Below are 22,718 nucleotides of genomic sequence, written 5' to 3'. Positions count from 1 at the left end.
CCCTAAATCCCGAATGATCCGTAAGGGATATATCGCACCAGATCCCCCGGACGCACATGCACCGCCGCGTCCGGCAATTCCACCAAACCTTCCGCCCAGCTCAGCCCGCTGATCCGGCCCGACCCTTCCGAGGCGAAGACTTCAACCTTCCCGTCCCGGATGCGGGCGCGCAGGAATTCGCGGCGCCCCGGTTTCTTGCGCTTTTCAAACGCTGCGGGCACGTCGAACCCTTGCGGTGTTGTCCATTCCTGCCCTGCCATCACGGACAACGCAGGTCGCGCGAAAATCAGCGTGCACACCATCGCGGCGACCGGATTGCCCGGCAATCCGAAGACCGGCAATCCCTGCCACATCCCCAACGCCAAGGGGCGACCCGGTTTTACCGCCACCCGCCAAAGTGACAGCGCTCCGGCCTCTTCCAGCAGGGCAGATACGTGATCTTCGTCCCCCGCAGAGGCACCGCCGCTGGTCAGGATCGCGTCCACTTGGCCTTTGGCACCGTTCAGTCGGACGCGCAGTGCTGCGCGGTCATCGCCGACATGGCCCAGATCAACGGCCCTATGTCCGAACTGCTGAACCAGCGCCAAGAGCATCGGCCGGTTGGCGTCGTAAATCTGCCCGTCAGAGGCCGCAGCCCCCGGCTCCACGATTTCATCACCCGTTGAAATGACGCCAACTCGCAAGGGCTGGTAGACCTCCAGCGCATCATTTCCCGTCGCCGCCATAAGCGCCAGATCAGCCGCCGTCACACGCCGTCCGGCGCGCGTGACAATGTGACGTTGTTTGACATCCTCGCCCGCCTTGCGGGTGTTCGCACCCTGTTTGATCGGGCCAGTGAACAATACCGCACCGCCCTCGATCCGGACGTCCTCTTGCAGCACCACAGTATCAACGCCCGTGGGCAGCGCGGCACCAGTCAGGATACGGATCGCCTGCCCCGCTGGCACGGTCCCCGGCGCATCCCCCGCCGCAGCGCGACCATCGGCCAAAGGTAATTGATGCGGCCCTTCGCCCCGCCCGCCTGCAAAACCATAGCCATCAACAGCGGTATTCGGCAGCGGAGGATTGGAACGTTTAGCAATCACGTCTTGCGCGACGACGCGCCCCAAGGCGCCACCAATAGGCACCGTTTCAACCGCTACCACTGGTGACAACCGGGATTTCAGCAACGACAACGCCTCGTCCACGGGCGTCCAATGCACCCCCGACGGCAACGCAAAACAATCATTGCGCAGCGGAGGGGCGGACTTCATACGGTCCTCAAATCCCAACCCGAAAATCCAGCCCTCTTCGGGGGCATATAAGTCCAGCATTTCGGCCAATGCCACGTCAGATAGCCCGCTCATCTGATGTGCAAGCTCTTGCACCTGCCACGCGTCCTTGATCATTCCATCCGGTATATCCCCGACCACTGTCAGCGATGGCCAAACTTCAACAAATGCCACAGGGTGCTTTAGCTGCTCAAAGGGCCACACATTGATCATTCCATGAAACCGTTTGCGCAGACGCGACAGCACCGGCAAACCCATGAATACCTGCGATCCAACGGCCCCCGCCCCACCCATCTGCCAGCAGGAAAATGCACCCTTAGCCCGGGTTTCCGCCTGTCTCTTTCCCGAAAACGGGTTCGCATACCCATCTTTGGTGCGCGGCAGGCCGGGAATATCGCGGTCGGGCAAACCATTGAACCAAAACGGGCCTTTCCCGTCCCCAAGTCCAAGGTTCACCTCAGCCGCCAGATCAAAGCGGTTGTTGGTATCGGGGCCATCTTCGATCCGCGCCTCGAACCAATCCCACAGTGCAAGCGGATCGCCATACCCTGTCAAAGCCTCCGCAAAACCAGCGGGATAGCCAAAGGGAAAATCAAACCCGATCATGACACGGCGTTCGGCCTCAAGCTCGGCGCGGATCAAATCAACGATCCATGCCTCGGCCACGGTTCTGTTGCGCAAATATACCGGATCTTGCCCCTGCCCGTTGCAGGTCACGCCCGCCCAGATCGCATCCTTGCGCGGGCTGGCACCTGTGTCATTGCCGCCCGACCAATCGATCACCACGAATGTATCAAACACGGTCACAACCTGACCTCGGCCAAGATGAAATCTGCAATCGCGACCGTATCATTCAAATCAAAAACCGGGCGATCCAAGTCCAGCGGCGTGTCGCTGGCGACCGCCTTGATTGTCTCATCATCCGGCGCGATCAAGGGGTTGCCCGGCTCAGTCCGATGCGCTTCGATCTTGGGGTGCGCATCGCGTTTATAGCCTTCGATCAACACCAGATCGACAGGGCTAAGCCGCGCCAACAACGTCTCTAGCGTCGGTTCATCTTCACCGCGCAGCTCGTGCATCAAAGCGACGCGATTGCGCGAGGCCAGCAGCACCTCGCGGGCACCGGCGATCCGATGGCGATGGCTGTCCTTACCGGGGTGATCCACCTCGAACGTGTGATGTGCGTGTTTTACCGTCGACACACTGAACCCGCGCGCAGTGATCTCGGCGACCAGCCGTTCCATCAGCCCGGTTTTACCAGCGTTTTTCCACCCTGTGACGCCGTAAACCCTCATAGCATGTCCTCGGCTGTTTTCAGATCATCCGGTGTGTTGACGTTGAAAAACGCGGCTTCGTGCGGGAACAGCGCCTCGCGCCCGCCGTGTTGTTGGGTCCACATCACGACCTTGCGCAGCCCGCCGTTCAGCGCGTCGCGCAGATCATCGCGTAATGCAACGGGCCACAAACCAAAGGTCGGATGCCGCGCGGTGCCGCGTTTCGCATCAGGCGTCGCCGCCAATACCAACGGGTTGGTCATCCCTTCGCTGGCCAGCAGCAACTGTGGTACCAGATCGCCCGGAAAAAACGGCGTGTCCGCAGCGGCGGTGACGATTGTATCGGCACCGCGTTCGGCCGCCCAATCCATCCCGGCCAGAACCCCTGCCAAGGGGCCGACAAAGCCGTCGATACTGTCAGGCAAAACCGGTAGGTCAAGCGCGTCAAACCGCGCCGCATCGCCATTGGCATTCAACGCCAGTTCCGCCACCTGCGGCGTCAGACGCTCGACCACATGAGACAGCAACGTGCGCCCGCCCAACGTCAGCAACCCCTTGTCGCCGCCGCCCATGCGTGTGGCTTGCCCCCCGGCCAAAATAACCCCAAGCGGCTGTTTCATTCCGATCCCTTCCGGCCAGCGCGTTTGGGTTCATCCACCACCAAATCAGGGTCAGCATCGCGCACAAGGCGGTCTTCTCCGGCGAGGCAGATAAAACGTTTGCCCTTCATCCGCCCGATCAATGTCAGACCAACCTGATTTGCGATCTCGACGCCCCAAGCCGTAAAACCGGACCGTGACGCCAGCACCGGAATACCCATCATCGCGGTCTTGATCACCATTTCTGAGGTCAGCCGCCCCGTGGTGTATAATATCTTGTCATCCGCAGGCACGTTTTCTGACAGCATCCAACCTGCGATCTTGTCGACGGCGTTATGACGGCCCACGTCTTCCATATAAACCAAGGGCTTATCGCCCTGACATAAGATCGTCCCATGGATCGCGCCCGCCTCAAGATACAGGCTGGGCGTACGGTTAATCTGCGCGCTCAGACGGTAAAGCCACGAGGTATGCACCGGCGTGGCGGGCAGCGTGACACCTTCAAGCCCTTCCATCATATCGCCAAAAACCGTGCCAACGGCGCAGCCGCTGGTGCGGGTTTTCTTGCGCATCTTGTCTTCGTAATCGGTTTTGCGGGCCGTGCGGACCACGACGACCTCAAGGTCTTCGTCATAATCAACGCGGGTAATTTCCTCGCCGTCGCGCAACATACCCTGATTGCGCAGGAACCCAAGCGCCAGGTATTCGGGATAGTCGCCGATGGTCATGGCCGTCACGATTTCCTGCGCGTTCAGAAAGATCGTGAGCGGGCGTTCTTCGACGACGTTGATGGTCAACTCCGCCCCGGTGTGGTCGCGCCCTTGTACGGCACGGGTCAGTCGCGGCAACCCCGGCTGCGGGGCAATCAGATAGGTGTCGGTGTCAAGCTTCACGGGCAATTGCATCCCCCTCGGACGGCGGCTAAGGATATGGGAATAGCCTAGGGGTAAAGCATGACCATCACCACCACGAAATCGGCCTTTCGCAAGGGTATGGCTGATGCAGCCCCCTTTGTTTTGGTGATCATTCCATTTTCTTCCCTGTTCGGTATTCTCGCCACCGAGGCCGGCCTGAGCGTGTTTGAAACGCTGGCCTTTTCTGTCGTTGTGATCGCCGGTGCCGCACAATTCACGGCGCTGCAACTGATGCAGGAACATGCACCGACAGCGATTGTTCTGGCGTCGGCTCTTGCGGTGAACCTGCGTATGGCGATGTATTCCGCATCCCTGACGCCTTACATTGGTGCCGCACCCCTTTGGCAACGCGCTTTTGCCGCCTATCTGACGGTCGATCAGTCCTACGTCTGTTCAATGGCGCAATATGAGAAACAGCCAGATATGACCATTCAACAGCGGATGGCATATTTCTTTGGCTGCGTGACGCCGATTGTGCCGCTTTGGTATTTATTCACGTTGATCGGTGCCATGCTGGGCACGCAAATTCCCGACAGCTGGGCATTGGATTTCGCCCTGCCCATCACTTTCCTGGCAATGATCGCGCCGATGTTTCGCACACCGGCACATGTGGTGGCCGCATTGGTTGCGTCGGCGGCATCCTTGGCGACAGCAAGCATGCCCTATTCATTGGGTTTGATCGTGGCAGGGATGGTCGGCATGATGGCTGGTGCCCGGACCGAAGTCTGGCTTGATCGCCGGTCGGAGGGTGCAGCATGATGATCGACAAGGGGACATTGTGGTTTGTGATCATTGCCTTGGGCATCGGCAGTTTTGGCTTGCGCTTTGTCTTTACCGGATTGGTGGGTGACCGCGAAATGCCCGCATGGCTGCTGCGCCATCTCCGGTACACCGCCGTTGCTATTCTGCCCGCCTTGGTAACCCCTCAGGTTTTGGCACCCGCTGCAACGGGCGGGCAATTTGACCCTGCACGTTTTGCCGCAGCGGCTGTGGCGCTGACTGTGGGGATTGTCACCAAGAACGTGTTGGTCGCAATTATAAGCGGCGGTGTAACGCTTTACGGGCTGCTTTGGCTACTCGGCTAGCAACGCCGCCTGCACGCCATCAATCACGTGACCTTCGTCATTTTCGTAGTAATGCGTCGTAGACACATTTGGCAGCGCGGCAAAATCTTCGGACAATTTGACAGGATAGAAGGTTCGGCCGATCCCCTCAAAGCCCGGCACCTTCGAAAGGACGGCAGAGGTCGCGTTCGCGCAATAGGCAGAAGGCACTTGCCCGTTTGATATGACCGCCTGCAGAACCTGCTCGGCTTGCTCTTCGGTCACGGGGACGGTCTGGCTGCGCACATGGTACGTTTTTCGGGCGTGCGACGATTTATAAGCATCAACCCATTTTGGCGACATGCCATAAAGCACATCTCCCCGTTCGATCACCCGCGGGTCGCGAAACGATCCAGCAGGGTCGAAAATCACCTGCTGCGACCCGTTAACCAACAACGCGGTGTGCCCACCACCGCCCGAACGGTTGTTCACCATGGTCAGCAAAGTCAACGATTTAGGGCCCGGCGCAGTATAGGCAGCAGCGGCGACTTCGGCTGGAGAATGGTCAGTGCCGGAACCTGCACCCTGCGCACATGCCGCAGCAAAAGCGACACCGGCCAGTGCCATCCAAATACGCATAGTTGTAGTCCTGCTGGGGAGTATCGAAGGTCTTAGCGGGCGAAAATTGCCATAAAGACGAGGATGCCAATGATCACGATGGAGGACCATTTGACCCAGTTCATAAAGTTGTCAAAGGTCTTTTCCTGTGACGTGGTATCCATGGATCCGTGTTCGTGTTTGGCCATTTGCGTAATCCTTTGACTGGTGTTCGTTCCAATTTGAAAACGTGGTTACTGCATTCGTGCCGCCATGTCACGATATCAAAGAACACGATCTTATGTGTTTTTCTTCTGTGTCAGAGCCGCACCGGCTTCGATATCCTCAACCAGCCGAAAGCCGATCCGATTCGCAGGTTTTTCCCGTTTGGCCTTTGGCAGAGCACGCAAGGCGACATTCAACTGGCTGACGTGCTGCACCAATTGCATCCGCCCGCCTCCGCCGTCCTGCCCATAAAAGGTAACAATGTCGGGATCAAAATACCCCATCCCTTCGATCCGCAAGACACCAGCGTCGCCACCCGTAAAACCCATAGCAACCTCGTGATCCGCATCCAGCTGCTCTTCAAAGTTTTTGAGGTACAGCACGACCCGCTCATAGGCCCATTGCGCCGGCGATTTCTTTGAAACAGGCGTGTCGGTCATGCACTTTGGCACCGTTTGCTTGGCCGCGTTGCGCTGTGTTTCGTCGCTGTGCACCTCGTGCAGGCGCGGCAATGCGTCGGCTTCGGCAGCCTCGGCGGCAGTTCTGATCAGATCATCCATTAGCTTGTTCCGTTGCCTGATACACCCAAGCCCCATCTTCTGCCCGCAATGCGCGCGTGGCAAGACCGGTTTGATACAGATGACTTAGATGTGCGACAGCTTCGACCAGTGCCAGACCATATTCACCTTCGCCGATCTTGCGTTTGAACAAGGTCGGAAAACATTCGGAGGCCGACTTTGGCGTGTCGATATACTTGATCAACCGTTTCAGCGCACCGTGGTGGTTGTCGATCAGCTGGCGCATGCGCGTCGGCAGCCCTGTGAAAGGCAATTTATGTCCGCCAAGCACAAGGTGATCTTCTCGGCCCATCGGGGCCAGCCGTTCGCAGGCTTCCAGCCATTCGCCAATCGGATCCGCCATGGGTTCCGTTGCATAAACACCGACATTCGGGCTGATCGAGGGTAATATCTGATCGCCAGCGATAACCAAATTGTCATCCCTGCTCCAGAAAGTCGCGTGTTCAGGGGCGTGCCCATTCCCCATGTGCACGTCAAACACGCGGCCCCCGATGGTGATCTGATCGTCTTGCTTGATACGGGTAAAACCCAAGGGCAACGGGTCAACGATGTCGGCAAAGTTGAAGGGCCGCTCGGACGCGCGTTTTTCGTATAGATCGCGGTCCATCCCAGACATCTTGTAGAATGCCAACGTCTCGGCCGCAGGGGCTTCTTGCGCGTCCAATGTCAGCATCCGCGCCGTCAGCCAAGCGGTGCGTGTGGTGACCAGTTCGGCACCGTGTTCGGTCTGAAACCAGCCTGCCAATCCGATGTGATCGGGGTGGTGATGGGTAACGATCACGCGTGAAATCGGCTTTCCGCCCAGTGGGCCTGCCATCAGATCGGTCCAGATTGCCTTGGCCTTCTTGGATGAAAATCCGGTATCGATGATGGTCCAGCTGTCGCCTTCGTCAAAGGCATAGACATTCACATGGTCCAGCTTCATCGGCAGCGGCAAGCGCAGCCAAAGAACACCCGGTGCGACCTCGATCACTTCATCATGGGCGGGTGGCGTATCCCAAGGATAGCGCAAGCCCACGGCTTTTTTATCTGACATCAGGCGATCAATTCATCTGTGGTCAACGCAAACAGATCAGCCGCGCCAGACTGGGCATGCACAAGCAGGCCCGCATGTTCTGGCAACAGCCGAAGGATATAGAACCGCGCCAGTTTTTCGCGCGGGCCACCCTTGTCAGCCAACGCGGCCTTGAGATGCAAATGCCCGCCCAGCACCCGCGCAAACGCCCGAAGATACGGCACGGCACCAGCGAAACGCGTGTCCATGTCGTCTTGGGCGACCAACCATTCGGTGGCCTCGCGCAGAGTTTCTGTCGCCTGCCAAACCGCGTCTGCCATGTTGGGGAACGCATCGCGCGCCGCTTCAGCGTGGGTTTCGATTTCATCCATCAGACGGTTCGCAGCCTCGCCGCCATCCATCATTTTGCGCGCCACCAGATCCATTGCCTGAATACCGTTTGTCCCCTCGTAAATCGACGTTACGCGTACATCGCGATAGAACTGCGCAGCACCGGTTTCTTCGATCACGCCCATGCCGCCATGCACCTGCACGCCCATCTGCGCCATGTCGATCCCGACATCGGTGCCGAATGCTTTGGTGATCGGGGTCAGGAACGCCGCCCGCGATTTCCACTCGGCCTCACCGGTTGCGTTGCTCATGTCGATGGCCACAGCGCAGCTGGCCGCGATGGCCCGTGCAGCATAGGTTTCGGCCTTCATCGTCATCAGCATGCGGCGCACATCCGCATGGTCAACGATGGTGCCGGACCCGTTTGGCCGGATGTTTTTACCCTGCTTGCGATCCAGCGCATAGGATAACGCATGTTGATATGCCGCTTCGGCGATGCCGATACCCTGCTCACCAACACCAAGCCGTGCGTTGTTCATCATGGTAAACATCGCGGCCATTCCACCCTGTTCGGGGCCAACCAACCAACCGACAGCCTTGTCGTATTGCATCACGCATGTGGGTGATCCGTGCAGGCCCAATTTATGCTCGAGACTGACAACTTGCAGCGTGTTTCTGGCCCCCAGACTGCCATCCTCGTTTGGCAGGAACTTAGGCACCAGAAACAAGCTGATCCCCTTGGTACCCGCCGGCGCACCGGGCAGCCGGGCAAGGACCAGATGGCAGACGTTGTCGCCGAAATCATTGTCACCCCAGGTGATGTAAATCTTCTGCCCTGAAATGCTGAACGTGCCATCGCCGTTATCTTCGGCCTTGGTCGACAGCGCGCCCACATCTGACCCGGCCTGCGGTTCGGTCAGGTTCATCGTCCCGGTCCATTCGCCGCTGATCAGCTTGGGTAGGTACAATTCTTTGATCGCATCACTGGCGTGATGCTCAAGCGCCTCGATCTGACCTTGGCTCATCAGCGGTGCCAATTGCAGCGACAGACACGCCCCGCTCATCATCTCGTTCACGGCGCTGGCCATGGCCAAAGGCAGCCCCATCCCACCATATTCAGGATCCGCACTAATCCCCAGCCAGCCGCCTTCTGCGATAGCCTTGAAGCCTTCGGCAAAGCCCGGAGACGTCCGCACCACGCCGTTCTCCAACTTGGCGGGGTGCAAATCACCCGGACGCTGTAGAGGGGCCACGATATCGTTGCACAGCTTGCCCGCTTCTTCCAAAATCGCGCGGATCACATCGTCTGTGGCCTCTGCGAATTTTTCAGTGGCACGTACATCTTCAAGCCCAACAATATGGTTGAACAGAAAATTATAATCCTCGACGGGGGCGCGGTATGGCATCGTATTTCCTCCTTGGGCGTGCGCGTCTGCTTGGCAAATAGAGCATCGACCTGATAAGCCCACACACATAAACCGGGGGCAGTTTTGCAAGGATGCTGCGACTGGCCCGCCACCGCAACCCGAAACACAGCGTCACAAAGGCTTCGAGCGAACAGATGACTGATATCCTGCAACCCAACCCTCAGGGAATCGCCTGCGCCGCCGCTATTCTGGCTGACGGCGGATTGGTCGCGCTGCCCACAGAGACGGTTTACGGGCTGGCTGCAGACGCCCGCAATGGCGAGGCGGTGGCCCGTATCTATGAGGCAAAGGGCCGACCCAGCTTTAACCCGCTGATTGTGCATCTGGCTCAGGCTGAAGACGCCCAGCGCTATGGCATCTGGTCGGACAACGCTGAAATCCTTGCCACCGCGTTTTGGCCCGGCCCGCTGACGTTGGTGCTGCCGTTGGCCAGCAATCACGGCCTGTCCTCGCTTGTGACGGCAGGGCTGGACAGCGTTGCCCTGCGCGTGCCCGCACACCCAACGTCCCGCGCGATCCTGCAGGCGTTTGACGGCCCCGTTGCCGCGCCATCGGCAAACCCGTCGGGACGCATCACGGCAACAACTGCGGCCCATGTGCTGGCCGGGTTGGAAGGGCGCATTGACGCGGTTGTGGATGATGGTCCCTGTGCCGTCGGCCTGGAAAGCACCATCGTCGGCTTGACTCAGAACACACCCATCTTGCTACGTGCAGGTGGTCTGCCGGTCGAAGCGATTGAAGCAGCGCTTGGCCTGCAGATTGACGTCGCAGACGGTGCAGAGATCATCGCGCCGGGGCAAATGACATCGCATTACGCCCCCGCCGCTCAGGTCCGCCTGAACGCACAAAATGCCCAAGACGGCGAAGTGCTACTGGGATTTGGCCAGATTACAGGCGATTTGAATTTGTCGCCCAGCGGTGACCTGACCCAAGCGGCAGCCAATCTGTTCGATTATCTGCATGCGCTTGATGCACTGGGGAAACCCATCGCCATTGCCCCGATCCCCGACCACGGGCTTGGCAGGGCCATCAATGACCGCCTGCGTCGCGCCGCCGCACCGAGATAGCCCCTAGGCACGGCCCGCGGCCGAGCTTAACCCCAGCGGATCTATCCCAAGCGAAGACAATGCGGCCGCCCATTTATCCACGTCGGGCAGATCGAACACGATCTCGCGCTTGGCATCACAGGTCAGCCAGCCGTTTTGGGCGATCTCGTTCTCAAGCTGGTTTTCCCCCCAACCCGCATAGCCCAACATCAACAACGCCTTTGCAGGTCCCTTGCCGCGGGCGATGTCCTCTAGCACGTCCAAAGTGGCGGTCATTCCGAACCCGTCTGCGACGTTCAAGGTGTGCAAAACAGATTGATATTCAGAACTGTGCAAGACAAACCCGCGCGATGTCTCAACCGGACCGCCAAAATGCACGCCTAAGCCCGAGGTGTCGTTGAACTCAACATTGCTAAGCTTGTCCAGAACATCCGTAAGCTTCAGATCAGGGGCGGGTTTGTTAACAATCAGCCCCATCGCACCCTCGGCGGAATGGGTGCAAATAAAGATAACGGAATGATCAAACCGTGAGTCGCCCATAACAGGCATCGCCACCAGAAATTGCCCCGTAAGATCCATGTCCATACCCTCGCACCCCTTGAGCTATGTCCTCCGAAGAGCATGGCCTGTGGCCCCGTTCCTTTCAACCCCGCGCCGCTGTAACGTTTCATAATACAATAGTGACTTGGCAGGCATCCGCCTTTGGCCCATGAAAGGCCCATGAAAAGAAAACTGCTCCCTGCGATCCTGTTTGCTTTGCTTGCCCCGCTTCCGGCCTCCGCCATGGATGTGATCAAAGGTGAGATCCTGCAAGGCTGGGTCAGGCCCGACGGCAACCGCATTGCCGCAATCCGCATGACGATGACACCGGGGTGGAAAACCTATTGGCGCGCGCCCGGTGATATGGGCATTCCGCCGCATTTTGATTGGACGGGATCACAGAACCTGTCAGCCATCGCCCTAGAGTGGCCCACCCCTACCGTGTTCCGTGAAAAGAACCTAAAAACGATTGGGTACAAAGATCAGGTGGTCCTTCCGCTGGTCATCACACTGCCTCAGAAAGGCGCACCCGTACATCTAAAGACAACAATCGATCTGGGCGTATGTCTTGATGTCTGCGTCCCTGCGAAACTGCATCTGGAGGGCGTGATCGACACAGACGCGACCCGCGCAGAACCTGCCATCGCTGCATCCCTCGCCCAGCGTCCCTATACCGAGAAAGAGGCCGGCGTGGCCAAAGCCACCTGCGCAATCCGCTTTGTCAATGGCGATCTTGAGCTTGAGACCGCGATCACCCTGCCAAACACGGGCGCGCCGGAGTTGGTTGTCATCGAAGCCGGGCACCCCGATTTATGGGTCAGCGAAGCGGATTCAATCCGGCGTGGCAACACCCTTACGTCCAAAGTTGATATCAGCCATTCAACTGGCGGGCCGATTGCCCTGAACCGCGCGCATATTCGCATGACCGTTTTGGGCAGCAAACATGCGGTTGATATTCAGGGCTGCACGCCCGGCTGATTACAGCGGGCGCTTGCGCTGAGACAGCGTGAAAATCGCGGCACCGATGATGTAGCCGCCCAGCGACAAGATCGCTGCGCCACCGATAAAGAGGATAATCGCTGCGCTCAGCGGTGACATGGCCGCCATTGAGGGCACCAGCAACAGCAGCGCCGGATGCAAAGCGCCGTGCCAGCCTGCCCAGCCCAATGTCAGCGCGGCCCAGCAAATCACCGCCATCCAAAGCCCCATCAAGCCAAAGCGCAACCCCGGTGTCCGTGCGACAAGACCGCGCCGCATGGCACGCACCTGCCGCGAAAAATCATGTTGTGCAGCAATCAATGCCGGCACCACCAGCAGCACCAAGAACATGCCGAAGCCCAATCCATAGACCAAAGTGATCACCGTCGGTTTCAAGAACTGCGCCTGCTGGCTTTGCTCATACAGTAAGGGGGCCATCCCCAAGACGGTGGTCAGCGTCGTCAGCATGACTGGCCGCAACCGGTCAGACGCGCCATCGATGATCGAAGGGATCACGCCGCGCGTTTCGCCGTATTCGTCAATCGTACCAATCAAAACGATGGAATCGTTAATGATAATACCGGTCATCCCCAACAACCCCACAACGGTGAACATGCTCAGCGGCACATCCCAGACCGCATGGCCATAAATGGTGCCGACCAGCCCGAACGGAATAACCGACATCACCACAAGGGGCCGTGTCCAGCTGCCAAATACCCAGCACAACACCAGATAAATACCGGTGAGCACCAATATCAACCCGGTCAGAGCGTCGGACAGGAACGTATTTTCCTGCTCGCTTAGCCCGCTGATGCGGAATTCAACCTGCCGTTCTGATGCGATGGTCGGCAGAATTTCATCTTGCAAAGCTTTGGTAATCTCGGTCGCGCGGGCTGGATCATCTTCGGAAATGTCACCTGTCACGGAAATGAGCCTGATCCCGTTTTCACGTCGTACCGTGCTGAAACCGGTGCGCCGCTCGACGCTCACGATATCGGCAAGCGGCACGTATTGGCCGTTCGGCGTCCGCATCTGGGTGCGGTCCAGAAAATCAGCCGTCAATTCGCCCTCGGGCAATTCGACCCGGATCGTCGCGGAACGCGGCCCGTCAGGATAGGTTGCCGCTTCAATCCCGCCCAGACGGTTGCGCAGTGCACGGCCAAGCGTGTCGATGGTAAAGCCAAGCGATTGCCCCTGCGCCGTCAGATCAAGGATCAACTCTTCCTTGTCGTAGGCCAGATTATCTTGCACCGCGCTAACTTCGGAATAGCGGCGCAGGGCATTTTGCAGGTCTTCTGATGCGGCTTTCAAAACATCCGTTTCGGCCCCGTAAAACTGGACGTCCAGCGCATCGCCACCGGGACCAGACCGCCAACCACGAAAGCTGACCGTCTCAGCCAGGGGATGGTTCACAACCGCATCTTGCAGCTCGGCCACAAAGGCAAAGCTGGAATAGGGGCGCAGGTCGGCGTCAATCAGCTCAATCGAAATACCGCCCAACAGATCGGGGTCTTTGCTGTCGGCCCCGTCCAGTCCCCGGCCAGTATTTCCGCCGACCTGCGCGATTACATAATCAATCGGGTTGGTGCCATAGCGTTCGGCATATTCTTGGCCCAAGCTCTCTGTCGCGCGCTGCATCTCGCGCATCATTTCCAACGTATCTTCGCGGGTGGCCCCTTCGACCATGGCAAAGTTTCCGGTAACAGAGCCGCGTTCCGGCGCGTTAAAAAACCGCCACTGGACGTCGCCTTGGACAAACAATGCAACCTGCGATGCCAGCACGGCCACCACCCCAGCCAACACCACATAGCGGCCCGCAATCACCCCCGCCATAAAGGGTCGAAACAACGTCTGACGCGCCCAAAGGAAACCCCTGTTCACCACACGGCTGGGCAAGTCGTACCAATGTTCCTTGGCTCCGGCGGCCATGGCATGGGCCATATGATTGGGCAGGATCAAAAAGCACTCAACCAAGGACGCCGCCAAAACAGCAATCACGGTCAAGGGGATATCACCAATCAGACTGCCAAAACGCCCCCCCACGGCCAGCAAGCCAAAGAAAGCAATAATCGTCGTCATGGTGGCCGCAAACACCGGCAGCGCCATGCGACGGGCGGCATTTTCTGCGGCAACCAATGGGCTTTCACCCAGTTCCTTGTGCCGGTAATCGGCATGTTCGCCCACTACGATGGCGTCATCAACCACAATGCCCAGCGTGATAATCAACCCGAACAGCGAAATCATATTGATCGTGATCCCGCCCGCATACATCAGCGCAATCGCGGCTGCCATCGACGCAGGAATACCCGCCGCGACCCAAAAAGCCGTGCGTGCATTCAGGAACAAAAACAGCAGCCCCACCACCAAGGCCAAACCAACCAGCCCATTATCGATCAACAGATCAAGACGACCGGTGATGGCCTCGGCGCGGGTGCGGATCAGTTCGATCGTGACACCTTGGGGCAACATGACAGCCATCTCGGCGGCGACGTCTTCGACGCTGCGTTGAATGCCGATGGCATCGCCCCGATCCGACCGGTCAATGCGCACCGAGATCGCCGGGTTTTGCCCCACGAAATATCCCACTTCGCGGTCAGACCCTTGTTCGACAACGCGCGCCACATCGCCAACGGTCAGGGCGGAGCCATCCGCATTGGTCCGCAAGACCACGCCAGAAAGCGCCTCGGCGCTGCGTTTGGCGGTCCCGGTGCGCACACGCGCATTCGCACCGGTCACGTCACCTGCCGGATCAGCATCCACCTCGGCTGCGATAACGCTAGCAATTTCCGACATCGTAATGTCATAGCTGATCAACTTGGTGGACGGCACTTCGATCAGGGTTTGCGGCGATGCAACCCCTTGGATCGTGCTGCGCGTCACCCCTTCGGCAAACAGCCGCGTGACAAATTCATCAGCAAAACGGCCCAGCTGTTCGGGGCTGATCGGGCCGGTGATCACCACATCTGTTACCCGGTCCCGCCACGCGCCCCGCCGCACAACCGGATCTTCAGCGTCTTCCGGCAAGGTCGTTATCGCATCTATCGCCGTTTGCACATCAGCGGCAGCGCGCGCCATATCCCAGCCCGGTTCAAAATCAAGCGTGATCGTCCCACGCCCCTCACGGGAGGCCGCAACAGAGCTTTCGATCCCTTCGATGGTCAGCAGCGCAGGCTCAACCACCTGAACAATGGCACCGTCCACATCTTCGGCACCGGCACCGGTCCATACCGTTGTCACGGTGACATTATCGATAATCACATCAGGAAAGAATTGCGCCCGCATATTCGGCGCGGCGGCGACACCGCACACCAAAAGCACAACAAGCAATAGATTCGCCGCCGTCTTATGCCGAACAAAATAGGACAAAAGGCCCCCGGTGGTGCGCGACATGCTGCGGGCCATCGCCTATCCCCCTATCCGGCTTTCAAGACGCTCTATCATTTGCGCAGGCACCTGTGGCTCTGCCAGTTGTGCCAACACACGCGCTTTGGCCGCCTCGGGCATACGGGTGCTACCCTCGACAAAGGCAATCAGCTTGGCCCGGCGTTCTTCAGTCAGCGCGACCATGGCGGCTTCTTCGCGGGGGGCATCCCCTTGCCGCAGTGGTTTAACCGCGATGCCCGCCCCCAGTAGGGGGGAGCGCGCCTCGAGCACTTCTCGGCCCGCAATATCACCGCGCACCAACACCTCGTCACCAACGCGGCGCAGAACCTGCACCGTCGCTGCCTCAAGCCGGTTTTCACTGTTTACGACCAAGACACGCCCCTGCGCATCCAGCGCCGAACTTGGCAAACGGATAACATTTTCAAGCTCGGGCTCGTTGATACGAACCGTCACAAAATCACCCGGCTTGAATCCCGGTGCCTGCGTCAGCGTCGCAAAGATCAAGCGCCCGCTGACCCCTTCGCCCACGGCGGCACTTGCGCGGGTAATCCTGCCAATCGCCTCAAGGTCCAGCCCGACCACATCTAACGTCGCGGTTAAATCCGCGTTGATCAGGTCGCCCCCCGCATCAATCAGCCGCGCATATTGCGCGGTAGACACGCGAAAGGATACCTCAAGATCGTTCGGATCGATCAGTTCGGCCAGCCGTTCGTTGGCCGACACCAGCCGCCCCTCTACCACCAAGGCACCACTAAGTGTTCCGTCAAAGGGGGCCGAAATAGTCGTTTCGTCCAGCCGACGCTGCGCATCTGCTAGGGCGATCTGGCTGCGTGACAGCATGCTCGCTGCTTGATCAATTCGCGCTTCGGCCTGAGTCACAATCTGACGACGTGCCAACACGGCCTGCCGCGCGCTTGATGCTGCAAGCTCGGCGGTTTCGGTTGCAATCGCCGTGCCCACGCCGCGGTCTGCTAAATCGCTTTGCCGCTCAAAGGCGCGGGTCCGCAGCCCGGCTTGTTCCTCGGCGGCTGCTTGTTCGTCGCGGGCCAGTTCCAACGCCCGCGCGGCATCGCGCCCCTCTGCCTCGGCGTCTTGTACATCGCTTTTGGCGCGCTCGACCTCGGCCAGCGCATCAGCGCGGTCCAACCTAACCAAAACCTGACCGGCACGTACCTTGCCGCCGTCTTCAAACTCGGGGGCAAGGTCGACCACCTGCCCCCCAACCGCCGCGCGCAGCTCAAGCTGCCGCCGGCTTTGAACCGAGCCAAAGCTTTCCAAAACCGGTATCTCGGTGCTGGGAATGGCGCGCACAACATTGACTGAGAAAACCCGTTCACGCGGGGCCTGCGGGGGCGGTGCGTCTGCCATACGTTTTTGCACGGCACCGCCAATCAAATCGACGGCAAACACCAACAGGCCCAAGGCCGTCGCCGCCAGAAACAGCCCAATCATACTCTGTCTTAGAAAGCGCATCGTTGTCCGATCTCAAAACCATTTTGGCGCAAAGCTAGCCCACCCGTCAAAAAAACAAAATCACAGTTATAATACGGATGCACTATTGCTTTCCGTCGCGCCGCGGGCAGAAAAAATTGCGTTTTTCTATTTTCGCCGCTGATGCTCGTCCAATCGAGGCATGATTTCGACGAAATTACAGGGCCTGTGGCGGTAATCCAACTGCTTCAGCAGGATCTCATCCCATGCGTCCTTGCACGCACCCGGCGATCCGGGCAAGGCGAACAGATAGGTTCCTTGGACCACACCGGCGGTCGCGCGGCTCTGCACCGCCGAGGTGCCAATCTTTTGCATCGACACGATGGTAAAGATCGTCCCGAACGCGTCGATCTCTTTCTCATAGACGTCGCGGTGCGCCTCGACCGTGACATCGCGACCCGTCAATCCGGTGCCGCCTGTGCTGATGATCACATCAATGGCACCATCTGCACACCATGCGCGCAGTTGATCCGCGATCTGGGCCCGTTCATCGCGGATGATTGCGCGCTGCACCAGCTCATGCCCCGCGTCGGCAATCCGGGCGGCCAAGACATCACCCGACCGGTCCTCCGCCAAGGCCCGCGTGTCTGAAACGGTTAAAACCGCAATGCGCACGGGGATAAACTCTTTGCTCTCGTCGATACGGCTCATGCCCGCTCCAATACTGCTAACCGCGCGGCGAGGGCCACGAATATGCCACTGCTGATCCAGCGCAGTGCCTGTCCGCCCCTAGCCAGTTTGCGCCCTACCCCACCGGCGAACACGCCGACCAAGGCGTTGATCACAAATCCGCCAATCGACAACACGGCCCCAAAGATCAGGAATTGCATCAAAACGGGTCCGGCCTCGGGCACGACGAATTGTGGCACAAAGGCCAACACGAACAAGATCACCTTTGGGTTGGTCAGGCTCACGATCAGCGCCCCGCGAAATGCGGATGGGGGCACGGAAGCGGCTTGCGCATTCCGCCCGCTGCGAAACGTCTGCACCGCCAGCCACAGTAGATAGGCCACGCCAACCCAGCGGATCACGTCAAAGGCCCAAGGCACCGCAGCCACCAGCGCGCCCAACCCCAATCCTGCAAGCGTCACATGCACCATGCCGCCCAACGAGATACCCGCGCTTGCCGCAACGGACGCCCTAGGGCCAAAGCGCATGCCCTGTCCAAGACAAAACATCATGTCCGCCCCCGGCGTCAGGTTCAGCGCCAAGGCGGCGGGCACGAATGCCAAAAGCGTCAGGGGATCAACCACGGTTCAACTTTGCCTTCAGCTCCAGCAAATCCGCCCAAGCCTCGCGTTTGAATTCCGGGCTGCGCAGCAAATAAGCCGGGTGAAACATCGGCAAGGCAGGCAGGCCCAGCGCTTCAGTCCATTGACCGCGCAACCGTGTGATGCCGCGCTTGCCCAGCAATGCCTGCGCCGACCAATTGCCAACAATCACCAAAACCTCAGGCTTGGCCAGGGCGATATGCCGTTCCAGAAACGGCTTCATCATTGCGATCTCATTTGGCTTTGGGTCGCGGTTCTGCGGTGGCCGCCACGGCAACACATTGGTGATATACACTGGCGCGGTTTCATGGGTCCGGCCCATATCAATCGCAGCCAGCATCTTGTCCAGCAACTGCCCAGCGCGCCCGACAAAGGGGCGGCCTTCGCGGTCCTCGTCACGGCCCGGCGCTTCGCCGATAATCATCACCCGCGCGCCCGGCATGCCATCGCTAAACACCATATTGCGCGCACCGCGTTTCAGCTCGCAATGCTCGAACCCCTCCATGGCGGCGCGCAACTCATCCAGCGATCCGGCACCCGCAGCCATACGTGCAGCCTCGGCCACGGGATCAACGCCCACCGCCATAGGCACAATACCCGGTGCCCCTTTCTTGGCCGCCTTTGGTTTCTCAACCGCAGCGGGCACTTCGTAGCGGTTGACGGGCGCATCACAAATCGCATCGGTCGCGCCCAGTTCGATCTGCCACTGCAAAACGGCAAGCGCCTGATGATAGTCCACTGATTCCATGGTCCCAACTTACGCGCTGACGTGGCTAATAAAAATCCCAACTTCCAAATGGTCTTAAATCCATTCCTCCGTCACGACCAGATGCGCCGCCTGTTGACTTGCCCAGCCCCGCCCCGCCGCCTATAACGCCACAAATAGCGTGGGGTCGCCTTATGAGTTTCGCACACCAACATCTTCTTGGTATTGAACCACTGTCGCAGGATGACATCACAACGCTGCTCGATCTGGCCGACACCTATGCCGATCTGAACAGGCAACCGCACAAGCACAGTGATGCGCTCAAGGGTCTGACCCAGATCAACATGTTCTTTGAGAATTCGACCCGCACGCAAGCAAGCTTTGAGATCGCGGGCAAACGCCTTGGCGCGGATGTGATGAACATGGCGATGCAGGCATCATCAATCAAAAAGGGCGAGACCCTGATTGACACCGCGATGACGTTGAACGCGATGCACCCCGATCTGCTGGTCGTGCGCCATCCGCAATCCGGTGCCGTTGATCTGCTGGCCCAAAAGGTAAACTGTGCCGTGCTGAACGCGGGCGACGGGCGGCACGAACATCCGACACAGGCGTTGCTGGACGCGCTGACCATTCGTCGCGCCAAGGGCCGGTTGCACCGCCTGTCCATCGCCATTTGCGGCGACATCGCCCACAGCCGCGTGGCACGGTCCAACATCATGCTGCTTGGCAAGATGGAAAACCGCATCCGCCTGATCGGCCCGCCCACGTTGATGCCCTCGCAAATCGGCGAATTCGGCGTCGAGGTGTTCGATGACATGCAAAAAGGTCTGAAAGATGTCGATGTGGTGATGATGCTCCGCCTGCAAAAAGAGCGCATGGACGGCGGTTTCATCCCCTCTGAACGCGAGTATTACCACCGCTTCGGGCTGGATGCCGAAAAACTAAGCCACGCCAAATCCGATGCTATCATCATGCACCCCGGCCCCATGAACCGCGGCGTTGAAATCGATGGCACACTTGCTGACGACATCAACCGCAGCGTTATCCAGGATCAGGTCGAAATGGGCGTCGCCGTGCGCATGGCCGCGATGGATCTTTTGGCCCAAAACCTCAGCGACCGCCGCAAGGGGGCCGCGTGACGTCTTCGCCCTCAGACGAACGTGAGTTGCTCAGCTGGCGTATTTCTAGGGCCGCGTTTGTGTCGCGGACAGCAGTGTTGATGGTGTTGACGATGCTGGTGTGCTCTCCGATCCTGCCGTATTTCGATGTACTGACATGGACAGTGGCATCGGCCATCACCGCCCTGTTTTACATGTGGATTTTTGAAGAATTTCAAATCTGGTACGCAAACCGCAAAACCGTCTGGCGGCTAACCAATCGGGCGCTTTATATTAATGAACCCGATGTCGTCGCCCCGTTGGAACTGGCGCTGACCGATATCGCGGCCATCGGCAAGCTATCACTCTGGTCGATCACCTTGCGTTTGCCCAATCGTCAAAGCATCACGCTGCCGCTGGTGCCGAACCTGCGCGAGACCAAGGCAAGGATCGCCGCCGCTAGGGAGGCCGCGCTATGACCGATGAATTTTGGCAAAATGTCCTTGAGGATGACGAAACGCTGCTTTGGACAGGCCGGCCTACTCCGCGCATTTCCCTGCGCAACTTTCAATTGCTCGGACCATTTATCGGGGCTGTAGGTACGGTGATCGCTGGGGGGTTCTTGCTGACCTATAACAGCCTGCCTCTGTCACAATCTGTGGTGATGGCGGCTGTAATCGGTTTAGTCGTCTTATCGCTGGTCAAGGGCCTGAACCGCTGGGCCGATCTGACGCGCACGCGTTATGCGCTGACAAATCACCGCGCGCTGTTCTTTCGTCTGCAAAAGGGCGAAACCCGCGTCAAAGCATTTTCCCGCAGCCTTGAGACCGCCCCCGACGTCAAACCGACCAGCCCGCCATCGGTGTTCTTCATCCGGCAGGAACGCAGCGACAATCCAGCCCTCGCTGGTCATCTGGGGTTTGAATATGTGCAGGACAGCGCCAGTTTATGTCGTCTAATGGCAACAGCTTACAAAGGTGCAAAACGATGACAACACTTACCATCCCCGCAGGCGAGCATGGCCAGATACGGCTGTTTGCCGTGAACCGGCCCGTCGAAGTCATTGCCAGCATGTTGCAAAGCAATGACAAAGCAGCCGCTATTTCCGATCTCCTCGGTTTTACCGTGCCGTCCGGTTCGGCTGAGCTGTTCGCCGTGTCCGATCTGACAGGCGTGGGTCTGCCAAGATACCTGACGGATGGCTATGCCGTGACCGAGGCGCAGATTAACGCGGACCGCGCCCGCCTTGATGCCCTAGAAGGCTATGTTCTGCTGCTGTTTTCCTCTGCCTTTGACGGCGCTGAAACCACGCTGGATATCGGGCCTGACCTGACGCTGATCGGCACCTATGGCGAAGAACAACCCGCGATGGCGGCCCCGCCCCTGACCGCCGATGCTGCGCAACCCTATACCGGTGTGCCGAACCTGACACCCACAACGCCGCCACGTGGCCGCGCGGGTGGGGCCGTGATGGTGCTGGCGCTTATCGTGGCACTTGGCCTTATCCTATGGTGGTTGCTGTGAAAGAACCCAAACCAGATCCGAAAATGTCCGGCCGCGTAGCCACCGTTGCCCTGCTTGTCGCCTTTGGCGTCGTGGCAATGATGGTCTGGATCGGCGGATAGCCCTTTGTGAAAGATAGTAACGTCATGCTGCACTTTGTGAACGCGAAACTGATCGACCCCGAAGCGGGCACTGTGACCCACGGCACCCTGCGGGTCGAGGGGGGGCAAATCACGGCGATCCTGCCCGAGGGCGCCCCCGTTCCGGGTGACAGCACGGTCGTGGATTGTCGCGGCAAATATCTGGCCCCCGGCATTGTCGATCTGGGCGTCAAAGTTTGCGAGCCGGGCGAACGTCACAAGGAAAGTTTTCGATCCGCCGGATTGGCCGCCGCGGCGGGCGGCGTCACCACGATGATTACCCGCCCCGACACCGATCCATCAATCGACAGCCCCGAAGTATTGGAATTTGTCACCCGCCGCGCAAACGAGGCCGCACCGGTGAACGTGGTGCCCATGGCCGCGCTGACCAAAGGCCGCGACGGCCGCGAGATGACCGAAATCGGGTTCCTGATGGATGCAGGTGCCATCGCCTTTACCGATTGCGACCGCGTGATCACCGACACCAAAGTATTCTCGCGCGCGTTGACCTATGCCCGCAGTTTGGGCGCGCTGGTTATCGCCCACCCCCAAGAGCCGATCCTCAGCAAAGGTGCAGCGGCCACTTCAGGCAAGTTCGCATCCCTGCGCGGGTTGCCCGCCGTATCCCCGATGGCCGAACGCATGGGGCTGGACCGCGACATCGCCTTGGTCGAGATGACCGGTGCCCGCTACCACGCAGACCAGATCACCACCGCCCGCGCCCTGCCCGCACTTGAGCGTGCGAAAAAGAACGGCCTGGATGTGACCGCTGGCATTGGCATTCATCATCTGACGCTGAATGCGCTGGACGTGGCCGACTACCGCACGTTCTTCAAGCTTAAGCCCCCATTGCGTGACGAAGACGACCGCATCGCCGTGGTCGAGGCTGTTGCATCAGGGCTGATTGATATCATCTGTTCCATGCACACCCCACAAGATGAGGAATCCAAACGCCTCCCCTTCGAGGAAGCAGCATCCGGTGCAGTCGGTCTTGAGACTTTGCTACCCGCCGCCCTGCGGCTGGTACATTCTGACATGATGGACATCGCGACCTTGTGGCGGGCCTTGTCATTTAATCCTGCTAAACGGCTGGGCCTGCCCGGGGGCCGCCTGAGTGCCGGAGCGCCCGCCGATCTGGTGCTGTTTGACGATGGTGCGCCCTTTGTAATGGACCGAGAAACCCTGCGCTCGAAATCGCGCAATACGCCCTTTGATGGCATGCGCATGCAGGGTAAGGTCTTGGAAACCTATGTTTCCGGTAAAAGTATTTATAAGGCCTCGTAACC

At 59.1% G+C, this 22,718-nt stretch carries 24 protein-coding genes; 9 read left to right on the top strand and 15 right to left on the bottom strand.

Annotated elements, in window-relative coordinates; all coding sequences use genetic code 11:
* Positions 1–2: 2 nt before the first annotated feature.
* Genes BM347_RS05775 through BM347_RS05760 form a run of 4 tightly spaced genes read right to left on the bottom strand, consistent with a single transcriptional unit; the run spans position 3 to position 4,049 of the window.
* Positions 3–2,078, bottom strand: coding sequence for a molybdopterin-binding protein (locus BM347_RS05775; protein WP_093915512.1), 2,076 nt, complete (start codon positions 2,076–2,078; stop codon positions 3–5).
* A complete protein-coding gene (gene mobB / locus BM347_RS05770; protein ID WP_093915511.1) occupies positions 2,075–2,566 on the bottom strand; it encodes a molybdopterin-guanine dinucleotide biosynthesis protein B in 492 nt (163 codons plus the stop codon). The genes BM347_RS05775 and mobB overlap by 4 nt, the downstream gene beginning before the upstream one ends.
* Entirely contained in the window at positions 2,563–3,165 is a 603-nt protein-coding gene (gene mobA, locus BM347_RS05765) for a molybdenum cofactor guanylyltransferase MobA (RefSeq protein ID WP_093915510.1), read from the bottom strand. The genes mobB and mobA overlap by 4 nt, the downstream gene beginning before the upstream one ends.
* On the bottom strand, positions 3,162–4,049 hold the full coding sequence (locus tag BM347_RS05760) for a formate dehydrogenase accessory sulfurtransferase FdhD (RefSeq protein ID WP_093915509.1): 888 nt from the start codon (positions 4,047–4,049) through the stop codon (positions 3,162–3,164). Before BM347_RS05760 ends, mobA begins: the two co-directional genes overlap by 4 nt.
* Positions 4,050–4,097: 48 nt before the next feature.
* Between BM347_RS05760 and BM347_RS05755 the strand changes: the two genes are divergently transcribed.
* Both BM347_RS05755 and BM347_RS05750 read left to right on the top strand, forming a co-directional pair.
* Entirely contained in the window at positions 4,098–4,817 is a 720-nt protein-coding gene (locus tag BM347_RS05755) for an AzlC family ABC transporter permease (protein WP_093915508.1), read from the top strand.
* Complete coding sequence (locus BM347_RS05750; RefSeq protein ID WP_093916047.1) at positions 4,817–5,143, top strand: AzlD domain-containing protein; 327 nt, start codon at positions 4,817–4,819, stop codon at positions 5,141–5,143. The genes BM347_RS05755 and BM347_RS05750 overlap by 1 nt, the downstream gene beginning before the upstream one ends.
* Here BM347_RS05750 and BM347_RS05745 read toward each other — a convergent pair.
* The 5 genes from BM347_RS05745 to BM347_RS05725 all read right to left on the bottom strand — a co-directional run bounded on the left by BM347_RS05745 (position 5,132) and on the right by BM347_RS05725 (position 9,252).
* On the bottom strand, positions 5,132–5,740 hold the full coding sequence (locus BM347_RS05745; RefSeq protein WP_093915507.1) for a hypothetical protein: 609 nt from the start codon (positions 5,738–5,740) through the stop codon (positions 5,132–5,134). The two genes, BM347_RS05750 and BM347_RS05745, sit on opposite strands and share 12 nt — an antisense overlap.
* Before the next feature lie 32 nt (positions 5,741–5,772).
* Positions 5,773–5,907 (bottom strand): aa3-type cytochrome c oxidase subunit IV, encoded by a 135-nt coding sequence (locus BM347_RS05740; protein ID WP_093915506.1) that lies wholly within the window; start codon positions 5,905–5,907, stop codon positions 5,773–5,775.
* 90 nt (positions 5,908–5,997) lie between these two features.
* Positions 5,998–6,483: a DUF6173 family protein gene (locus BM347_RS05735; RefSeq protein WP_093915505.1), complete on the bottom strand. Its 486-nt coding sequence runs from the start codon at positions 6,481–6,483 to the stop codon at positions 5,998–6,000.
* Positions 6,476–7,537: an MBL fold metallo-hydrolase gene (locus BM347_RS05730; protein WP_093915504.1), complete on the bottom strand. Its 1,062-nt coding sequence runs from the start codon at positions 7,535–7,537 to the stop codon at positions 6,476–6,478. The genes BM347_RS05735 and BM347_RS05730 overlap by 8 nt, the downstream gene beginning before the upstream one ends.
* Positions 7,537–9,252 carry an acyl-CoA dehydrogenase gene (locus tag BM347_RS05725; protein WP_093915503.1) on the bottom strand — a complete coding sequence of 572 codons (1,716 nt, stop codon included), beginning with the start codon at positions 9,250–9,252 and terminating at the stop codon, positions 7,537–7,539. The genes BM347_RS05730 and BM347_RS05725 overlap by 1 nt, the downstream gene beginning before the upstream one ends.
* Positions 9,253–9,407: 155 nt before the next feature.
* Here BM347_RS05725 and BM347_RS05720 point away from each other — a divergent pair, with 155 nt between their 5' ends.
* Positions 9,408–10,340, top strand: coding sequence for an L-threonylcarbamoyladenylate synthase (locus tag BM347_RS05720; protein ID WP_093916046.1), 933 nt, complete (start codon positions 9,408–9,410; stop codon positions 10,338–10,340).
* Positions 10,341–10,343: 3 nt separating this feature from the next.
* Here BM347_RS05720 and BM347_RS05715 read toward each other — a convergent pair whose 3' ends face one another.
* On the bottom strand, positions 10,344–10,898 hold the full coding sequence (locus BM347_RS05715) for a YqgE/AlgH family protein (protein WP_093916045.1): 555 nt from the start codon (positions 10,896–10,898) through the stop codon (positions 10,344–10,346).
* Between the two features lie 141 nt (positions 10,899–11,039).
* On the opposite strand from BM347_RS05715, the gene BM347_RS05710 reads away from it, so the two are divergent.
* Complete coding sequence (locus BM347_RS05710; RefSeq protein WP_245764199.1) at positions 11,040–11,837, top strand: protein-disulfide reductase DsbD domain-containing protein; 798 nt, start codon at positions 11,040–11,042, stop codon at positions 11,835–11,837.
* Here the strand turns inward: BM347_RS05710 and BM347_RS05705 are convergent, their stop codons facing one another.
* The 5 genes from BM347_RS05705 to BM347_RS05685 all read right to left on the bottom strand — a co-directional run bounded on the left by BM347_RS05705 (position 11,838) and on the right by BM347_RS05685 (position 18,731).
* A complete protein-coding gene (locus tag BM347_RS05705; protein ID WP_093915501.1) occupies positions 11,838–15,239 on the bottom strand; it encodes an efflux RND transporter permease subunit in 3,402 nt (1,133 codons plus the stop codon). It lies immediately after the preceding gene.
* A gap of 3 nt (positions 15,240–15,242) precedes the next feature.
* The gene (locus BM347_RS05700) at positions 15,243–16,694 is read right to left on the bottom strand and encodes an efflux RND transporter periplasmic adaptor subunit (protein WP_093915500.1); all 1,452 of its coding nucleotides are present in this window, start codon (positions 16,692–16,694) and stop codon (positions 15,243–15,245) included.
* 126 nt (positions 16,695–16,820) lie between these two features.
* Positions 16,821–17,363 (bottom strand): molybdenum cofactor biosynthesis protein B, encoded by a 543-nt coding sequence (gene moaB, locus BM347_RS05695; protein ID WP_093915499.1) that lies wholly within the window; start codon positions 17,361–17,363, stop codon positions 16,821–16,823.
* A complete protein-coding gene (locus BM347_RS05690) occupies positions 17,360–17,965 on the bottom strand; it encodes a LysE family translocator (protein WP_093915498.1) in 606 nt (201 codons plus the stop codon). The genes moaB and BM347_RS05690 overlap by 4 nt, the downstream gene beginning before the upstream one ends.
* Positions 17,958–18,731, bottom strand: coding sequence for a uracil-DNA glycosylase (locus BM347_RS05685; protein WP_093915497.1), 774 nt, complete (start codon positions 18,729–18,731; stop codon positions 17,958–17,960). Before BM347_RS05685 ends, BM347_RS05690 begins: the two co-directional genes overlap by 8 nt.
* Before the next feature lie 152 nt (positions 18,732–18,883).
* Here BM347_RS05685 and BM347_RS05680 point away from each other — a divergent pair, with 152 nt between their 5' ends.
* From BM347_RS05680 to pyrC, 5 genes are all read left to right on the top strand, one after another.
* On the top strand, positions 18,884–19,831 hold the full coding sequence (locus tag BM347_RS05680) for an aspartate carbamoyltransferase catalytic subunit (RefSeq protein WP_093915496.1): 948 nt from the start codon (positions 18,884–18,886) through the stop codon (positions 19,829–19,831).
* Entirely contained in the window at positions 19,828–20,268 is a 441-nt protein-coding gene (locus tag BM347_RS05675; RefSeq protein ID WP_093915495.1) for a hypothetical protein, read from the top strand. The genes BM347_RS05680 and BM347_RS05675 overlap by 4 nt, the downstream gene beginning before the upstream one ends.
* Positions 20,265–20,780, top strand: a complete 516-nt coding sequence (locus tag BM347_RS05670) for a hypothetical protein (protein WP_093915494.1) — start codon at positions 20,265–20,267, stop codon at positions 20,778–20,780. The genes BM347_RS05675 and BM347_RS05670 overlap by 4 nt, the downstream gene beginning before the upstream one ends.
* Positions 20,777–21,313, top strand: coding sequence for a hypothetical protein (locus BM347_RS05665; protein ID WP_093915493.1), 537 nt, complete (start codon positions 20,777–20,779; stop codon positions 21,311–21,313). Before BM347_RS05670 ends, BM347_RS05665 begins: the two co-directional genes overlap by 4 nt.
* Positions 21,314–21,438: 125 nt before the next feature.
* Entirely contained in the window at positions 21,439–22,716 is a 1,278-nt protein-coding gene (pyrC, locus tag BM347_RS05660; protein ID WP_093915492.1) for a dihydroorotase, read from the top strand.
* The last annotated feature ends 2 nt before the right edge of the window (positions 22,717–22,718 follow it).

This window comes from Sulfitobacter marinus (genome assembly GCF_900116285.1).
Classification (GTDB): domain Bacteria; phylum Pseudomonadota; class Alphaproteobacteria; order Rhodobacterales; family Rhodobacteraceae; genus Sulfitobacter; species Sulfitobacter marinus.
This window is presented reverse-complemented; position numbering and strand designations above follow the sequence as displayed.

What these genes read in the sequence shown, in the direction of transcription:
- mobB (WP_093915511.1), bottom strand. Translation starts at nt 2,566, where the DNA reads ATGAGGGTTTACGGCGTCACAGGGTGGAAAAACGCTGGTAAAACCGGG.
- mobA (WP_093915510.1), bottom strand. Translation starts at nt 3,165, where the DNA reads ATGAAACAGCCGCTTGGGGTTATTTTGGCCGGGGGGCAAGCCACACGC.
- BM347_RS05760 (WP_093915509.1), bottom strand. Translation starts at nt 4,049, where the DNA reads ATGCAATTGCCCGTGAAGCTTGACACCGACACCTATCTGATTGCCCCG.
- BM347_RS05755 (WP_093915508.1), top strand. Translation starts at nt 4,098, where the DNA reads ATGACCATCACCACCACGAAATCGGCCTTTCGCAAGGGTATGGCTGAT.
- BM347_RS05750 (WP_093916047.1), top strand. Translation starts at nt 4,817, where the DNA reads ATGATCGACAAGGGGACATTGTGGTTTGTGATCATTGCCTTGGGCATC.
- BM347_RS05745 (WP_093915507.1), bottom strand. Translation starts at nt 5,740, where the DNA reads ATGCGTATTTGGATGGCACTGGCCGGTGTCGCTTTTGCTGCGGCATGT.
- BM347_RS05740 (WP_093915506.1), bottom strand. Translation starts at nt 5,907, where the DNA reads ATGGCCAAACACGAACACGGATCCATGGATACCACGTCACAGGAAAAG.
- BM347_RS05735 (WP_093915505.1), bottom strand. Translation starts at nt 6,483, where the DNA reads ATGGATGATCTGATCAGAACTGCCGCCGAGGCTGCCGAAGCCGACGCA.
- BM347_RS05730 (WP_093915504.1), bottom strand. Translation starts at nt 7,537, where the DNA reads ATGTCAGATAAAAAAGCCGTGGGCTTGCGCTATCCTTGGGATACGCCA.
- BM347_RS05725 (WP_093915503.1), bottom strand. Translation starts at nt 9,252, where the DNA reads ATGCCATACCGCGCCCCCGTCGAGGATTATAATTTTCTGTTCAACCAT.
- BM347_RS05720 (WP_093916046.1), top strand. Translation starts at nt 9,408, where the DNA reads ATGACTGATATCCTGCAACCCAACCCTCAGGGAATCGCCTGCGCCGCC.
- BM347_RS05715 (WP_093916045.1), bottom strand. Translation starts at nt 10,898, where the DNA reads ATGGATCTTACGGGGCAATTTCTGGTGGCGATGCCTGTTATGGGCGAC.
- BM347_RS05710 (WP_245764199.1), top strand. Translation starts at nt 11,040, where the DNA reads ATGAAAAGAAAACTGCTCCCTGCGATCCTGTTTGCTTTGCTTGCCCCG.
- BM347_RS05705 (WP_093915501.1), bottom strand. Translation starts at nt 15,239, where the DNA reads ATGGCCCGCAGCATGTCGCGCACCACCGGGGGCCTTTTGTCCTATTTT.
- BM347_RS05700 (WP_093915500.1), bottom strand. Translation starts at nt 16,694, where the DNA reads ATGCGCTTTCTAAGACAGAGTATGATTGGGCTGTTTCTGGCGGCGACG.
- moaB (WP_093915499.1), bottom strand. Translation starts at nt 17,363, where the DNA reads ATGAGCCGTATCGACGAGAGCAAAGAGTTTATCCCCGTGCGCATTGCG.
- BM347_RS05685 (WP_093915497.1), bottom strand. Translation starts at nt 18,731, where the DNA reads ATGGAATCAGTGGACTATCATCAGGCGCTTGCCGTTTTGCAGTGGCAG.
- BM347_RS05680 (WP_093915496.1), top strand. Translation starts at nt 18,884, where the DNA reads ATGAGTTTCGCACACCAACATCTTCTTGGTATTGAACCACTGTCGCAG.
- BM347_RS05670 (WP_093915494.1), top strand. Translation starts at nt 20,265, where the DNA reads ATGACCGATGAATTTTGGCAAAATGTCCTTGAGGATGACGAAACGCTG.
- BM347_RS05665 (WP_093915493.1), top strand. Translation starts at nt 20,777, where the DNA reads ATGACAACACTTACCATCCCCGCAGGCGAGCATGGCCAGATACGGCTG.
- pyrC (WP_093915492.1), top strand. Translation starts at nt 21,439, where the DNA reads ATGCTGCACTTTGTGAACGCGAAACTGATCGACCCCGAAGCGGGCACT.